This is a genomic window from Kamptonema sp. PCC 6506 (assembly GCF_000180455.1).
Lineage (GTDB): Bacteria > Cyanobacteriota > Cyanobacteriia > Cyanobacteriales > Microcoleaceae > Kamptonema > Kamptonema formosum.
Genome location: NZ_CACA01000236.1, coordinates 1 through 15,994, shown reverse-complemented (window position 1 = coordinate 15,994; position 15,994 = coordinate 1). Strand labels below are relative to the sequence as shown.

Below are 15,994 nucleotides of genomic sequence, written 5' to 3'. Positions count from 1 at the left end.
TTAACCGTGAGTCGCGCCATTGGGTAGAATTGCACCGCCCAAACAGGCCTCATTCAAGTTGGCAACATTCAAGGTAGCCCCAATTAAATTAGCCTCAGATAAATTAGTTCCAGTCAAGTCCGCTCCCGCCAGCGATGTCAATAACAAACCCGCACCCGACAAATTAGCGCCGTTCAGATTAGCTCCTCGCAAATCAGCCTCCAGCAAGCTAGCACCAGACAAATTAGCCCCGCTCAAATTGGCTCCCCGCAAATTAGCCTTATTCAACTCAGCCGTCCTTAAATCAGCTTTGTGCAAACTTGCCCCATTGAGATTAGCTCCCCTCAAGTTAGCTCCTTGCAAGTCAGCTCCACTCAAATTAGCACCGTTCAGATTAGCTCCGCTCAAGTCAGTTCCTTGTAACTCAGCTCCACTTAAGTTAGCAACACACAAATTCGCCTCTCGCAAACTTGCCTCGCTCAAGTTTGAGGAGTGCAAATTAGCACCACTAAGATTCCCACGATTGGCGTAAGCCCGAATCAGAGTTGCGCCGCTCAAATTAGCGCCGCTCAAATCTACTTCGCTCAAAATCGCTCTATTCAAAATCGCCCTACTTAAATCAACTCCATTGGCAGTCGCTCGGCTTAGAGTTGCCCCACTTAAGTTAGCATCTACTAATTTAGACCCATTGAGCAAACAAGCTCCAACCAGACTCGCTCCAATCAAAACCGCTTTACTTAAATCAGCCTGAGAAAAAATAGCTCCGCTGAGGTTGGCTCCACTCAGGTCAACTCCTAATAAGATAGTTCCAGTTAAACTAGCTCCGCCGAGATTGATTTCAATCAGTTTAGCCTTAGATAAATTAGCTCCGCTTAAGTCGGCTCCGCTTAAGTTTGCTCCGATTAGTTTAGTTCTGGTTAAGTTTGCTCCTCTCAAATTCGCGTTACTGAGATTTGTCCGATTCAGATTGGCTTCACCTAGATTAGCGGCAATCAGGTTAGCCCCTCTAAAATCTCTTTCCCCTTGTCTATGTCGCTCTAACAGTTCATTGGCGCTTAAAAGCTCAGTGAAATTCATAAAAAAGTTGAGTAATTTTCCTGAATGTGTGGATATTCCCGGCTGTCTGCAAATTTCTGTAGGACTTACGCATTAGTTACGTAATGCCGCCTTCTAGACGGTATCCTAACCGCCTTATACGGGCGGTTTACAGAAAAAGTTAGCGAGCCAAAATTGTCAGCAGTTGGTTCAAAAGAAAGAAATAGAAAAGTTGTTAATGCTAAGCAGCACCATATTGGCGCAGCTCTATTTTCGGTAGAATGATTTCGGATGGGCTTAGGTCAAAGGGAAGTTTTAAGTTTAGACTTTTAAGAGGTTGCAGATTTCTTTGCAAACAGTTGCGGTTTTGATGATTGAGTTAAACTATTCAAGACTTAACAACCAATGCTCATCACTACCTAAAAACTCAATTCTGGTAACTCTTAAAATAATCACAATTCAAGGCTTCCTCAAGCCAATTGCCAATTCCTAAAATCCCAAATTTTTTTGATTACTATTGCCGCCTTAGAAAATCAAGAGTATCGGGTATTCCCAGGGGCATCCCTACCGCCTTCCTGACTATCAAGCGGTTTAGGGTTTTGTTTAGCTACTGTCACCTCCCATCACTGCATATTGTTGCAGTGAAAACCCAGAGTTTGGCTGTTTTCCTATCAGTGCTAAACATTCAACAGAAGCACAAACGAAAATTCTCAGGAGTTCTTGCCGTCTAAACGCGGTTCGCGTCTGTACAAAAAACTCCTGTATTCTTGTGCTTCTGTGCTTACTGCCACCTTCTCCTAAATCCATAGAGGGCTTGTGGTTCTAATTAACATAACACCAGCTACGCTGACGCGCTCCCGGCCATACTAGCTTGATTCTGGGGTACTCGAATGCCGAGCTGAAGCATTCCCAGGAACACTGCCCAACTTTAGCAGGTTTTGCCAATGGCAAGATCAATAGTTGTGAGCTTACCGATATGTGCCTAAGTCTTGCGGTCATCTGCTGGAGATGCTCGCATCTTTAGCAGATGGCGGCAATATTTAGTCTAATATTTGCCCCCAACCCCAGGCCCTAGTCAGCTCGTGGGGATCGGCTACTTCACCTATAATTTGCTGAAATTAGCTGTCCCATATTTAAAGATAATCGCTAGCAGGAGTTAGAGGCAAGAGATACTTTTAGTAAATCCCGATGTTTAATTATACTTCTATAGCACAGGACAAGTAGTAGCAAGGGATACAGACGATCGAACTCAATCAATAAGATTTGCGATGTTGAACTGGTTAAGTACAAGCCAGAGGAGACAAGGATATGAAGAAAAAAAGTTATATCTGGATCTAGGAGGTGGCAAATGCAGAATAATAAAGCTAGAGTTGGCTATTCCTAAAAATAACCAACTCTAGCTTTAGTTTTTGTTAATAATTGCGCTCTTTCCCCGGTAAGGGCAATTATGCTATTGTCACTAACTTATCCCAAGCGGCGAGCGCTCGCATCAGGCTCGCGATTGTAAAGAGGAGTGGTATCGACGCTAGGAGTACCGGGAGTGCCGTAGTTAGCACGAGCTGTATCTACGCTGGGGTAATCGTAAATCCCCCATTCTTGAATACCTCGCGGGCTTAGAATAGATTCGGCTCTGGCGATCTGGTCGTCTGTTCCTTTGACCATCACTAAATAATCACCCTTGGCGATGCGATCGCTATAAGCTCTAGCCCGCTCTTCGGGAATTCCCAAGCCGACTAAGGCCCCAATCAAACCGCCAGCGGTGGCACCAATTGCCGTACCTGTGAGGGTAGTTGCGAGTGCAGTTGCACCGGCTCCAGCCAGCATAATTGGGCCAATACCAGGAATGGCTACTAAACCCAATCCCACCAGTAAACCTGTCAAACCGCCCAAAGCGCCGCCAGTCACGGCCCCTTTAGCTGCACCTAAATCTGCTTTGTTGCCGGCGCTATCTTGTACGTCAATGCCTGCAATGTCATCTTGCCGATCGGCATCTCGCGCGATGACAGAAACGTTGTCCATGTTAAAACCAGCATTTCTCAGCTCGCTGAGTGCTTGTTCTGTCTCGTGGCGGGTGGAGAAAACGCCTACTGCCCGCTTGTCTCGGTGGGCAACTCTGTCTCGATCGTGACTGCTGGGTACGTCGTAGATGCCCCAGTCTTGGATGCCGCGTACACTGAAGATACTCTGGGCTGTGGCGATTTCGGCATCAGTACCTTCTACAAATACTAGATACTCACCTCTTAAGAGGCGATCGTTGTAAATTTTTGCTTGCTCTTCAGGAACACCTAAACCTACCAATCCACCCACTAAACCGCCAGCAGCAGCACCGATCGCACCTCCTACTAAAGCATCTCCGAGAAGAGTTGCGATCGTACCACCTGCTACTATCGGGCCAATTCCCGGAATACTCAGCGCAGTTAGGCTGCCGATTAAGCCAATCAAGCCTCCCGTTACAGCCCCGGCGGTGGCACCTGCTTTAGCGCCGCGCCCTACTTGCTTGTCTTTACCACTACTAACTGTAGCTCCCGCGATGTTGTCACCGATGTTGTCATCATCGGTATTTTGTGCAACTACAGAAACTTTACTCATGGGAAAGCCTGCACTTTGAAGCTCTCTAAGCGCTATTTCTGTATCTCGGTAATTTGAAAATGCTCCTACAGCTCGCTTTTGTTGACCTAAAGCCATGTTTTTACATCCTCTGCTTGCTATGTATAGAATTTGTACAGCGACAAAATCAATTATTGATTTGTGCTATTACTATTCCTTTATTGACTATTTTCCCTAGCACTTTCATCGGTCGCTAGGGGGAACCTTGCTATCTATCCTCCGACAGATCGAGAACTAATTTCTCAAGTCTGAATTGAGGAGATAAGCAGCTATAAATCTGAAGTTAGAAGTCAGAATCCTGAAGAATAAATCTGACTTCTAACTCCTGAATTCTGCTAATTGTTGGATTGAGGCTGAGTTGAAGGGGAGGGATTTGCGCCTGCTACAACTGCCTTATTAGTTACGCTGTTGACACCTTTAATCTCTTTAGCTAAAGGTTCAATCGTGCCTAGATCGTTTTGATTAGGCACTGTCCCTGAGATAGTAACTGCACCATCTTTAGCGGTAACAATTAGTTGACCGCCGGTGATATTGACCTCTAATTTTGAACGGACTTCACTCGCTAAGTCGGCATCGGCTCTTTGTGTATCGCCACCAGTTACATTGTTACGTTGTTCTCGTGCGCGAATGTCAGCATCTGCTTGTGCTCTACGAATCTCGCTAGTAGCATCATCTCGGTTATCCTGAACTGTCTTAGTATCTGGTGTTTTGATATCTTCCTGCTGAGTAGAACCAGGAGCGTTAGCACTTGTTTTGGCAGTGTTGTCGCAAGCGGCAACTCCTAATAATAAGATACTACTGAGGAGAAATGGTGTTAGCTTCTTCATATTTAAGGTGCCTCTTGTTAAGATTGGATTAGCCAGGTGGACTTATTCTCTGTCCTTTTTAAAATTTAAACTAGCTTTAATAAATATAGAAATTAAGGTGAATTATTACATCGCTCTCTAGGTGTAAACTCGATATGTATCGGTAGGTAGAGGAAAATATTAAGTACAGGAGTTATGAGAATTTTGTTATAAAATAGTTATGAACACCACATACATCCATGAATTTACACTCTTCTGTGCTCTATGGTTTGTTCAAAGAAATTAAGTTCTTAACTAAGATAGTATCGCTCTCAGCGATCGTTTTTTAGAAATAGAAAGAATAGAGCAACTGGACACCAGACAAGACTCTCCTCTTTTTTCAAATTGGCGATCGCAAGATATTGATGCGTTTGCTCTGAAGGCTTATGTTTTTAATTTCTGGCTGGTGCGTAAGTCTTAAGTTATTGCTAGCAGCAGATTTGAGCTAATCTGTGGGGACATTAGGCGATCGCGCGTGCTTGAGTCAATTCCTAAACTAGCACTATAATAGATTAATCAAATGTAAAGTTTTACTAAGAGCGCGGTAAATAATGACCACTTTAAGCATAGAGCAAATTTCAATCCAGTTAGACAGCAAAAATTCAGCCGATCGGATGATCGCTTTAGCCAACCTGCGGCATATTCCGGCGGTGGAGGCAGTACCTTTAATAAAAAAGGTGTTAGACGATGAAAATTTACAGGTGCGATCGATGGCAGTCTTTGCCCTGGGTGTGAAACCCACCGAAGAATGCTATCCGATTCTGGTGAAATTGCTAGCAAATGACCCAGATTACGGCATTCGTGCCGATGCTGCTGGCGCTTTGGGCTATTTAGGGGATATTAGAGCTTTTGATGCTTTAATACGCGCTTTTTATGAAGATACCGACTGGTTAGTGCGCTTCAGCGCCGCCGTATCTTTGGGTAATCTTAAAGATCCTCGCGCCCGCGACGCGCTACTACAAGGTTTGGATAGTGAAGAAGTTGTCATGCAGCAAGCAGCAATTTCAGCTTTGGGTGAGATCAAAGCTGTGGAAGCAGTGGAAGCGATTTTGCGGTTTGTCCAGTCGGAAGATTGGCTAATCCGCCAGCGTCTTGCTGAAGCTTTGGGGAATTTGCCTAGTCCTAAGAGTGTTTCTGCGCTGAAATACTTAGAAAAAGACAGCAATTCCCAAGTATCTCAAGCTGCATCGCTTTCACTTCAGCGTTTGTCTGAAGAGGAAGGGATTTAAAAAGTTTTGAGATTTGAGTTGTTTAGCATCGGGGATGGGAAACCGGGTTTTTTACGAAAAGACTTCTTCCCATAAAGTCGGTAAAAAACCCGGTTTCTTTAGCCAAAGTGCCTAAGTCGTGTTAAATATCTTCCTTATTTCTTAGTCCGCGTCGGCGGACTTCGTTTGTGTAGTAGCGATCGCAACGACTTAATGAGAAATGGTGTAGGTTTCTCCGGATTTTGTATTACTATCTTCAACTATCAAAAATATCCAATTGTTCGGCCTCTAAATCCTGTTTCTCCTGTTTCTTAATCCCCTTCCGCAACCCCATTGCAATCTTACTGTGCTTCTCAATTTGCCGCATAACTTGCCGAGCCCTTTCAATTACCGACGGAGGTAAACCCGCCAATCTCCCGGCTTCAATCCCATAAGATTTATCCGCACCTCCCGGTTGAACTTGGTGCAAAAAAATAATTTGATCGGGTAATTCTTTCACAGTTACCTGATAATTTGCTACATTCGGCAAAATAGATGCTAACTCATTCATTTCGTGATAGTGAGTAGCAAAAATCGTCCGCGCCCGAATCTCATTTGCTAAATATTCCGCCACCGACCAAGCAATCGAAAGACCATCAAAAGTCGCCGTTCCTCTGCCAATTTCATCTAACAAAACTAGAGATTTAGGTGTAGCATGATTGAGAATATTTGCTGTCTCATTCATTTCTACCATAAAAGTAGACTGACCAGTTGCTAAATCATCCACAGCACCAACACGGGTAAAAATGCGATTGCATATTCCCAAAGATGCCGATTTTGCAGGTACAAAACTACCCGTTTGTGCCATCAACTGAATCAAACCCACCTGCCGTAAATAACAACTTTTACCGCTAGCATTCGGCCCAGTTAAAATAATTAAATCAGGTCTATTTACCGATTCTTCACTGCCTAAAAAAGCCGAATTAGGTACAAAAAAGCCCGCAGGTAAAGACTTTTCTACTACCGGATGTCGCCCTTCTACAATTTTAATTTCCCGACTTTCTACCATAGTCGGACGACAATAACCATAATATACTGCAACTTCAGCCAAACCGCACAAAACATCAGCGGCAGCCACCGCACGAGAAATATTACGAATCACTTCCGCCTGTTCTCCAACTGACTCGCGCAATCCCGTAAAGATATCATATTCTAACTGATTCAAATCCTCTCGTGCCGTTAAAATTCTTATTTCCCTTTCTTTCAATTCTTCAGTGCTATAACGCTCTTCATTAGTGAGAGTTTGCTTGCGAATGTAATCATGTGGAACTTGATCGATTTTCGATTTTGTAATACTAATATAATAGCCAAAAGCTTTATTATAGCCAACTTTTAAGTTAGAAATTCCCGTGCGCGTTCTTTCCGTCGCCTCCAAATTAGCCAGCCATTGTTGATCGCCTGATGCCATGCCTCGCATTCGATCCAACTCATCATTAATACCTGGGCGAATTAAACCACCCTCTTTTAAATGAATAGGCGGTTCATCTACTAAATAAGCATGGATATTTTGCCCTAATTTATCTAGCACGGGCGGCACATTTTGTAAGGCCTTAAGATAAGGAGAACGTCCCTGCAATGCTACATTAGCTAGTTGTGGTAATTTCTCTAAAGAATCAGCTAAGGAAACTAATTGTCTAGCAGTTGCAGTACCAGAACCAGCACGACCGGCCAGCCTTTCTATATCATAAATTTGGCGTAATAATTGCTGTAAACTTTGACGCAAAGAATTATTTTCTACTAATTCTTGAATCGTATCATGTCTAGCACGAATAGCTTTAATATCTAACAATGGTTGCAAGAACCAGCGACGTAAAGCGCGACCTCCCATTGCAGTATTAGTTTTATCAATTGCCCACAATAAAGAACCGTGAAAATTGCCATCGCGGACTGTTTGGATGATTTCAAGATTGCGGCGAGTTTGGTGATCTAGAATTAAAAAATCGCTGAGTGCATAAGTGTGTAGAGGTTCCAAAGGAACTGAATTTTCTTTCTGAGTTTCTTCTAAGTATTCTAATAAACCGCCAGCGGCGCGAACACCTAAAGGGAGATTTTCACATCCCATACCTTCCAGCGATCGCACTTTAAATTTTTGTAGAAGTCGCTGTTTTGCCTCTGGAAGAGTGAAGGGAAGTTGCTTCCGCAGTGAATAGCAAAATGAAGGAGGTAAAGATTCAGGTAAATGTTCCGATCTCTCTCCTGGTCTTAGCATTGTACCTACATTTTGGCTATGAGTAGGAATGAGAATTTCTGAGGGTTGTAAACGTAGCAATTCTAGATTTAATTGTTCTAAATTAGTAGATTGAACAGTTAAAAATTCACCTGTAGAAATATCAGTATAAGCTAAACCCCAATGTTCGCCAGCAATCACAACTGCTGCTAAAAAGTTATTTTGACGAGGTTTAAGCATCCCATCATCTGTCAAGGTTCCAGGAGTGAGAATTTTAGTAATTTCTCGCTTAACTTGGCGGCCTTCTTTAGCAGCAATTGCTGCATCTTCTACTTGGTCGCAAATTACTACTGCATAGCCTTTTTCTACTAACATGGCACTGTAGCGGTCTAGTGAGTGATGGGGTACACCTGTCATCGGTACTCTACCGATTTCTTTACCACCTTCCTTGCTAGTACAAACCAGTTCTAATTCCCCTGAAATGGTAACAGCATCTTGGAAAAAACACTCAAAGAAATCGCCGACACGAAAGAAAAGAAGCGCATGGGGATATTGTTCTTTAACACCTACATACCGCTGCATCATCGGTGTCAGTTTATCAAAATCTAGCAATGCGTAGTCAGCATTACGGATATTGGGTTGATTGGGGTCAGTAGGAGTAGATGCAGTGTAAGGCATAGAGATGCTGGGGAGAAGCTTTAACCTTTAATAACTTTACCTCAAGGATTGACTTTTAGAGGAGTTGGGTGCTAAGAAAGTTGGAGGTAAGAGCTAGGGCTGTGCTGGAAGGGGATTGATCTGATTACGTGGCTGATGGCAACCCTCCTATTTTGGTAAAGTTAGGTGATGCTTTCAAATTTAGTTTGTAAAATTTTCATTCCTGTTCCTTTTCTGCTAGTTGCTCTTCTAATTCAAGCAGTGTTCCTGTTCCTAGATCTGGGTCTTCAATTAAAATATCTTCTGATTTGGGTAGTTCATCTAAATCTCCATCTGTACTGATCCTTATCCATACTGAACCCAGTGGGGAACGAATCATTTCATAGTCATCACTGATCCAGCCAAAACTTTCGATGCCTTCTGGTGTAATAATACCAACTTTTAATTCTAAATCCATCAATTCTCTAAGCGATCGGCATCGTCTTTGACCTAAGCGACTATTGCAACTATGATGTCCCCAAGCTACATTTGCTGGAACATGATCGATGCGGTCATATACTAAGGGTTCAAGATGAAAAAGATTAACAATAGTTGAGCGTGTTGCTCCTTCTACTTGATCTGCTGCATTATCGGAAACACTATCCTCATTAAAAGATACCATTTTATGTAATTCTTCGTAACTTAGCAAGCGGAGACATAAAGGACAACTACACAATCCATGTCGCATTACACCTTTATATTCATAACTTGTGTCACCAAGTAATCCGTTTTGTGCAAGAATGGCTTGTAAATGTTTGGTCTGTGTGGTGACATAAGGACTTCCAACTGTGTGAACTATGAGCCAAGCTAGTACACATTGAGATAAGTAATTAGTTGTTTGATCTGCATATTCAGGTGCAAATACTCCCTGATCTACTCCTTCTATGCGTTCAGTGAATTCTCCTATTCTTGGAATGCGCTGAACAAAATGACCAGTATCAGTAACGTTTTTAGTCCGCCGTGAATTAACTATTTTACCATCTTTTTCAAGACCGCGAAGACTCCAATTTGGTAAAGGTGGGAAAGTTTGCTTTCCAATATGTGTACGATAAAGTACAAAAGCATTTATCCCTACAATTATCCACGAATCAACACCATTGATAAACTTCTGTTTCGGATTATAAGCAGCATCAAAATACTGCTCTGGAAATAACCTGATTATATATCCATCTTGATAATTACGAAGATCGACACTAGACAGCTTTTCATAAGGTAATATTACCCGATTACTACGACCAACATGGTTTTGATAAGCACCTTTTTTACCCCCACGAGGTGTAGCATATCCTGCTTTTTCAAGTTTGTCCCTATCTTTTTTTACCATAAAATTCCAGGCTGAATTGGGATAGAGTTCATGTTTTTTACCTGAATGTCCTTTCAGAAGACGGCATCCATTGAGACAACAAAGTTCTGGCAAATTAGTGTATGTCATAAAATGCTCTCCGAGCAGCGATTAAAAACTTTTGAAATATCCAAATTTCCTGATAATAAATTCGGTAATATCGCATCACGAATATCTCGCAAGCGCCGATTTTGTTCTTGCATTTTAATCATACTTTCTGGGGTACTAGCTGACTGCTCAAGTGGCAATCCAAGGAGTGAAACATACTGCACAGCACTAATTACGCTCAAAATAGCATCCTGTTCTTCTAAAGGTGGAACTGCTATCTGAAACTCGAATAAATCTGATTTATATAGTTCTGGATAAGTTGATCCATTCGCCACCATATCTAAATAAACTCGATTTGTTCTAAACCAATAAGCTAAATAGAGCGGTCTGATTTTTGAGCCACATTGAAAATTAAGAAAGCCTTGATTAGTAGCCATTGGGATAGCATTAATTGCAACAGCACCTACAGGTGCTCTTTTTGTGAGCATTACTGTTCCGGTAGGTAGTAATTTTGCAGCACTATTATTTAAACCTAATTGAGTAATTGTTCTTTCAGTATTAGAGACATAGACACTATCTGTAAAACCCGTAATTTCTTTAGGAGTAAGCCAAGGAATTTCGCCATCCCAATAACTATCATTTTTGGTGCTAGGCGTACCACCACTATCAACATAAGTAATTAATTTTCCTTCAGGGTTAGGTTCAAGAGTTCCACACAACCAATAACTAGGGCATTTCAACAGAGGTTCAGCCATATAGTAACTCCTTTAAAACATTTAGTGCTGAATTTGAGGCTCGATCAATTTCCGCTATCCTATTTTCTACATCGGTAAATTCTGCACGTAGTTCTGTTATATCCCACTGTTTTGTCAGATTTTCATCAAAGCCAACATATCTGCCTGGAACTAAAGACATTTTATGATATCTTATCTCTTCAAGGGTAGCAGATTTACAAAAGCCAGGAATATCTTTATATTCATTTATTCGATCGCGGCTGCGCCATAAATTATAAGTGTTAGCAATCTTAGCAATCTCATCATCTGCGATCGTGCGGTGAGTTCGATCTGCCATCTGACCAAAATTTGCCGCATAAATAAAGAGGGATTCCCCTGCGCGATCGCGCCATTTATCATCTCTTTTATTTTTAGCAATAAACCACAAAGAAGCTGCTATTTGTGTTGTGTAAAAAAGCTGGCTTGGTAATGCTACAATACAATCTATCAAGTCATCCTCAATTATTTTACTGCGAATTTCTCCCTCTACTTGACCATGATTCAGCGAACCATTTGATAACACAAAACCAGCAATCCCTCGATCTGATAAATGGTAAATAATATGTTGTATCCAAGCAAAGTTAGCATTACTAGCCGGTGGAATCCCGTAATGCCACCGCTGGTCTTGATGAAGTCGATATCCCTCCCAGTCACTCATATTAAATGGTGGATTAGCTAGAATAAAATCTGCTTTTAAATCTGGATGCAGATCGCTATTTAGAGTGTCAGCATTACACTCACCAATATTAGCCTCAATCCCCCGGATTGCCAAATTCATCTTGCATAATCGCCAAGTGGTTTGGTTAGATTCTTGCCCATAAATTAAGATATCATTAGCCTTGCCTCCAGCCGCCAGTACAAACTTTTCTGACTGGACAAAAATCCCCCCAGAACCACAACAAGGATCGTAAATTTTACCCTGATATGGTTGCGTCATTTCGACTAATAGCTTGACGACTGACTGCGGAGTATAAAACTCACCTCCCTTACCTTCCCAGTTAGCAAATCGTCCTAAAAAATATTCGTAAACTCTGCCCAAAATATCTTTTGAACTACTATTTTTTTCACCTAGATCAATTGTGTTAATAATAGCTATTAATTCTGATAATCGGCGAGGATCTAAAGATGAGTAAGCTTTCGGTAATATACTACTCAGAGATGAATTTTCTTTCTCAATCACCATCATTGCTTCATCTATGAGATTCCCAATATTGAGGAGATTTGCTTGAGATTTTAAATTTGACCAGCGGACTGATTCAGGAATTTCAAAGCGGTTATCAGTCAAGCCACAATCTTGTTCTTCAGTAAATTTATCGTTACCATCTGGGAGTGAAAACTGACTTGATGAGTCTAAGCCCCAAATTTCTAACTGGTCGTAACGTTCTTCAAACTGATCGGAAATGGATTTGAGAAAAATTAAGCCTAAAACTATATGTTTATATTCAGCGGAATCCATTTGACCGCGCAACTTGTCAGCAGCAGCCCAAAGCTTTTCTTCAAACCCTAAATTAGCACCTTTGCCATTTTGCTTAATGGTGCTTTTTTTGCGAACTACCAAAATAACTCCTTTAAATCTTTTGTAGGGTAGTCAATACCCATCGCAGACGATAGCATAAAAGCGCGATCGCACCCCCAAGCAACAAAAGCCCCCCTTTTTAAGGGGGGTTCAGGTAACGAACGATCGCAACAGCAACATCAACGAAACATACTACTAACCGAACTATCCTCATGAATTCGCCAAATTGCTTCACCAAGCAAATTAGCAACCGTGAGTACAGTCAACTGTGGAAAGTGCTTATCCGCAGCCAGAGGAATCGTATTAGTCACAATTACCTCTTCAAGTACACCACTTGACAAACGCTCGATCGCTGGGGGCGAAAACACCGCATGAGTCGCACAAGCATAAACCTGTCTGGCCCCTTCCCGACGCAACAACTGAGCTCCTTCGGTAATCGTCCCTCCGGTGTCAATCATGTCATCCACCAACACCGCAGTTTTGCCCTTCACATCCCCGATTACATTCATCACTTCCGCCACATTATGGGCTTGGCGGCGCTTGTCGATAATTGCCAGGGGTGCGTCGTTGAGCTTTTTAGCAAAAGCCCTCGCCCTAGCAACCCCGCCCACATCCGGCGAAACCACAACAATGTCAGGCAATTGTTTACTCGCCAAATAATCCAAAATTACAGGCGAACCATAAACATGATCGAAAGGAATATCAAAATAACCTTGAATCTGAGCTGAGTGCAAATCCATCGCCAAAATGCGATTAGCCCCCGCCTCAGTAATCAAATTAGCAACCAGCTTGGCAGTAATTGACTCCCGACCAGCGGTTTTGCGATCGGCCCGAGCATAGCCATAATAGGGAATAACCGCTGTAATTTGCCGAGCAGAAGCCCGACGGCAGGCATCAATCATAATCAACAACTCCATCAGGTGATCGTTCACCGGCTGGCAAGTTGGCTGGATCAAATAAACATCACATCCCCGAATCGATTCCTGAATTTGGATGTAAAGTTCCCCATCAGCAAACCTTTTGCGTACCATTGGCCCTAAGTCTATACCCAAGTAGCGAGCTACTTCTTGAGCAAGAAGAGTATTAGCAGAGCCAGAAAATAGCCGCAGCCGGTTGTGATCGGGGATCTGAGGCTCAGAAAGCGGAAGCGGTAAAGTAGCAGAACGGATCACGGCAGGGCCCCTCGCAGGACATTCTTTTTAAGGTAATTTTACCATCCTCAACTCAAAACATTACCTCGTATTTTTAGCAGTTTATTTTAGAGGCAGACCCAAGATTTAGATGGGATTAAGTGAATTTACGTAGATATAATGATGCAACAGATCGAGAGAGAATAAAATTAAAGAATATTTTAAAATCTAGGAGCTTTACAAGATCCTAGATTTTTGATATCTGCATTCACACCTGGAGAAGCCAATGACTTTAAGAGAACGCATTGACGCGGATATCAAAACCGCGATGAAGTCTAAAGAGAAAGTGCGCCTGGAAACAGTCCGCAGTATTAAGAAAGTTTTGCTAGAAAAAGAAGTTAGTGCCCGCCCGGAAGCGCTGACGGAAGCTCAAGAAATGGAGGTTTTGGTACAAATAGCCAAGCAGCGACGGGACTCTATTGAGCAGTACAGCAAAGCTGGTCGCCAGGATTTGGTAGAACAAGAAGCCGCTGAACTCGCCATTATTGAAGAATATTTGCCCGCACAAATGTCTGACACTGAGGTGAGTACGATACTTGATGAGATTATTGTCTCTGTAGGTGCTACGTCGGCCAAGGATATGGGCAAGGTGATGGGTGCTGCCATGCAGCAGCTTAAAGGTAAAGCCGATGGCAAGAAAATTCAAGAAATGGTGAAAGCGAAGCTAAATGGCTAGGAATTGTAACTTTTGAGTTGTGAGTTGGGGAGATAAGGGGTAACAACGGTTCCATCGGGACTCGACATCAGGGAGCGTGAAGTATGCTAGGGAACTTGAGTCTTTGGGCTTGTACCCTTCTAGATAACTAAATCTTTCTGACTCCTGACTCCTAGCTCCTGCCTTCTAAAATTATCAGTTTTTTCTGGGTCTACTTAAAATTTATGCAACCGCCTATTCCCATTGGGACTACCCTACAAAACCGCTACCACTTGCTCAGTATCTTGGGTCAAGGGGGGTTCGGCCGCACCTATTTAGCAGAAGATCGAGGGCGTTTTCAAGAACGCTGCGCTCTTAAGGAATTTATTCCCATTCAAAGCGGTACTCATGCCATAGAGAAATCTAAAGAGCTGTTTCAAAGGGAAGCGGCGGTACTTTATCAAATTCAGCACCCGCAAATTCCCCAGTTTCGGGCAAATTTTGAAGAGAATCAGCGCTTGTTCTTGGTGCAGGATTATGTTGAGGGGAAGACCTACCGTCGGCTGCTGCAAGAGCGTAAGGCAAGTGGGAATAATTTCTCGGAAGCAGAGGTGCAGGTGTTCCTGCGGCAAATGCTGCCGGTGCTGGCTCACATTCACGCTAAGGGGATTATCCACCGGGATATTGCACCGGACAATATTATTTTGCGAAATAGCGACCAACTCCCAGTGCTGATTGATTTTGGGGTGGTGAAGGAATTAGCGACTAGGGTACAAGGAACCGATCCGGCTCTCCCAGCAACCAGTGTGGGAAAAATCGGCTATGCACCTGTGGAACAAATGCAAACGGGACGGGCAAATCCGAGCAGCGATCTCTACGCTTTGGCGGTGAGTGCGATCGTTTTGCTGACGGGGAGGGAGCCGCAAGAACTGCTGGAGGAAAATACGCTGATCTGGAATTGGCAAAGGTGGACGCAGGTGAGTTTGGGTTTTGCTTATGTGTTAAATCGGATGTTGAGCCGTCAACCTGGCGATCGCTTTCAGTCTGTAAGCGAAGTTGCTCAAGCTTTAGATGGACAGGCTAATCCCAGTTTTCAACCTCAAACTCCCGCTTCTACCCCTACCCCGGCGAGGTCGAATGTCTCCCAAGTAGCAACGGTAGCGGTGGGGCGCAAGCCCGATCCTGCTAGTCCCACTCCTGGCCAACAGCATAAACCCGACCCTGCGATCGCACCCTCCACTGATTCTTTCTGGGATAACTCAATGGCTGCGACGGCGCTGGGTGCGGTATTAGTAATCTTGACGGGATTTGGTTCTTGGGCTTTGGTAAGTTCATTTTTGAACAGTCAGGGAGAGAAACCATCACCGAAACCTTCAATATTTGTTAGTCCAACTCCGACTCCGACTCGAACTCCTACACCCACTTCTACTCTGACTCCCACTCCTACTCCGACTCCTAAATCTGACCCAACCCTAGAACCAATACCAGAACCGACCCTAGAACCAATACCAGAACCAACTCTAGAACCAACGCCAGAACCAACTCTAGAACCAACGCCAGAACCAACTCTAGAACCGACACCAGAACCAACGCCAGAACCAACGCCAGAACCAACGCCAGAACCGAAACCAACACCATCTCCCAAACCAACACCATCTCCGACTCCTAAGCCATCTCCGACTCCTAAGCCATCTCCATCTCCTGAGCCATCTCCGACCCCGACTCCTGAGCCATCTCCGACCCCGATTCCTGAGCCATCTCCGACCCCGATTCCTGAGCCATCTCCGACCCCGATTCCTGAGCCATCTCCGACCCCCATTTCTGAGCCATCTCCATCTCCTGAGCCAAATTCGAGTAATATTCCGCCTCCATCGGATAATCCTACTGAACCCCCTTCACCATCTCTATAGGTATA

The 15,994-nt window shown here is 43.5% G+C and carries 11 protein-coding genes; 3 read left to right on the top strand and 8 right to left on the bottom strand.

Annotation, left to right across the window (positions count from 1 at the left end; translation table 11 throughout):
- From OSCI_RS12185 to OSCI_RS12170, 3 genes are all read right to left on the bottom strand, one after another.
- Positions 1–1,056 carry a pentapeptide repeat-containing protein gene (locus OSCI_RS12185; RefSeq protein WP_007355258.1) on the bottom strand — a complete coding sequence of 352 codons (1,056 nt, stop codon included), beginning with the start codon at positions 1,054–1,056 and terminating at the stop codon, positions 1–3.
- A gap of 1,422 nt (positions 1,057–2,478) precedes the next feature.
- A complete protein-coding gene (locus OSCI_RS12175) occupies positions 2,479–3,699 on the bottom strand; it encodes a general stress protein (protein ID WP_007355257.1) in 1,221 nt (406 codons plus the stop codon).
- Positions 3,700–3,956: 257 nt separating this feature from the next.
- Positions 3,957–4,448: a BON domain-containing protein gene (locus tag OSCI_RS12170; RefSeq protein ID WP_007355256.1), complete on the bottom strand. Its 492-nt coding sequence runs from the start codon at positions 4,446–4,448 to the stop codon at positions 3,957–3,959.
- A gap of 569 nt (positions 4,449–5,017) precedes the next feature.
- On the opposite strand from OSCI_RS12170, the gene OSCI_RS12165 reads away from it, so the two are divergent.
- Complete coding sequence (locus OSCI_RS12165; RefSeq protein ID WP_007355255.1) at positions 5,018–5,695, top strand: HEAT repeat domain-containing protein; 678 nt, start codon at positions 5,018–5,020, stop codon at positions 5,693–5,695.
- Positions 5,696–5,930: 235 nt separating this feature from the next.
- Here OSCI_RS12165 and mutS read toward each other — a convergent pair whose 3' ends face one another.
- From mutS to OSCI_RS12140, 5 genes are all read right to left on the bottom strand, one after another.
- Positions 5,931–8,558, bottom strand: coding sequence for a DNA mismatch repair protein MutS (mutS, locus tag OSCI_RS12160; protein ID WP_007355254.1), 2,628 nt, complete (start codon positions 8,556–8,558; stop codon positions 5,931–5,933).
- A gap of 196 nt (positions 8,559–8,754) precedes the next feature.
- A complete protein-coding gene (locus tag OSCI_RS12155; RefSeq protein ID WP_234708744.1) occupies positions 8,755–10,008 on the bottom strand; it encodes a restriction endonuclease in 1,254 nt (417 codons plus the stop codon).
- A complete protein-coding gene (locus OSCI_RS12150; protein WP_007355252.1) occupies positions 10,005–10,721 on the bottom strand; it encodes a restriction endonuclease subunit S in 717 nt (238 codons plus the stop codon). The genes OSCI_RS12155 and OSCI_RS12150 overlap by 4 nt, the downstream gene beginning before the upstream one ends.
- Positions 10,714–12,297 carry a type I restriction-modification system subunit M gene (locus OSCI_RS12145; RefSeq protein ID WP_007355251.1) on the bottom strand — a complete coding sequence of 528 codons (1,584 nt, stop codon included), beginning with the start codon at positions 12,295–12,297 and terminating at the stop codon, positions 10,714–10,716. Before OSCI_RS12145 ends, OSCI_RS12150 begins: the two co-directional genes overlap by 8 nt.
- A 137-nt stretch (positions 12,298–12,434) precedes the next feature.
- Positions 12,435–13,427 (bottom strand): ribose-phosphate pyrophosphokinase, encoded by a 993-nt coding sequence (locus OSCI_RS12140; RefSeq protein WP_007355250.1) that lies wholly within the window; start codon positions 13,425–13,427, stop codon positions 12,435–12,437.
- A gap of 244 nt (positions 13,428–13,671) precedes the next feature.
- Between OSCI_RS12140 and OSCI_RS12135 the strand changes: the two genes are divergently transcribed.
- Together OSCI_RS12135 and OSCI_RS12130 are read left to right on the top strand one after the other, a co-directional pair.
- A complete protein-coding gene (locus tag OSCI_RS12135) occupies positions 13,672–14,121 on the top strand; it encodes a GatB/YqeY domain-containing protein (RefSeq protein WP_007355249.1) in 450 nt (149 codons plus the stop codon).
- 203 nt (positions 14,122–14,324) lie between these two features.
- The gene (locus OSCI_RS12130) at positions 14,325–15,989 is read left to right on the top strand and encodes a serine/threonine-protein kinase (RefSeq protein WP_007355248.1); all 1,665 of its coding nucleotides are present in this window, start codon (positions 14,325–14,327) and stop codon (positions 15,987–15,989) included.
- Positions 15,990–15,994 lie beyond the last annotated feature (5 nt).

Excerpts from the sequence above, each read along its gene's own strand:
- OSCI_RS12185 (WP_007355258.1), bottom strand. The coding sequence starts at position 1,056 with ATGAATTTCACTGAGCTTTTAAGCGCCAATGAACTGTTAGAGCGACAT.
- OSCI_RS12175 (WP_007355257.1), bottom strand. The coding sequence starts at position 3,699 with ATGGCTTTAGGTCAACAAAAGCGAGCTGTAGGAGCATTTTCAAATTAC.
- OSCI_RS12170 (WP_007355256.1), bottom strand. The coding sequence starts at position 4,448 with ATGAAGAAGCTAACACCATTTCTCCTCAGTAGTATCTTATTATTAGGA.
- OSCI_RS12165 (WP_007355255.1), top strand. The coding sequence starts at position 5,018 with ATGACCACTTTAAGCATAGAGCAAATTTCAATCCAGTTAGACAGCAAA.
- mutS (WP_007355254.1), bottom strand. The coding sequence starts at position 8,558 with ATGCCTTACACTGCATCTACTCCTACTGACCCCAATCAACCCAATATC.
- OSCI_RS12155 (WP_234708744.1), bottom strand. The coding sequence starts at position 10,008 with ATGACATACACTAATTTGCCAGAACTTTGTTGTCTCAATGGATGCCGT.
- OSCI_RS12150 (WP_007355252.1), bottom strand. The coding sequence starts at position 10,721 with ATGGCTGAACCTCTGTTGAAATGCCCTAGTTATTGGTTGTGTGGAACT.
- OSCI_RS12135 (WP_007355249.1), top strand. The coding sequence starts at position 13,672 with ATGACTTTAAGAGAACGCATTGACGCGGATATCAAAACCGCGATGAAG.
- OSCI_RS12130 (WP_007355248.1), top strand. The coding sequence starts at position 14,325 with ATGCAACCGCCTATTCCCATTGGGACTACCCTACAAAACCGCTACCAC.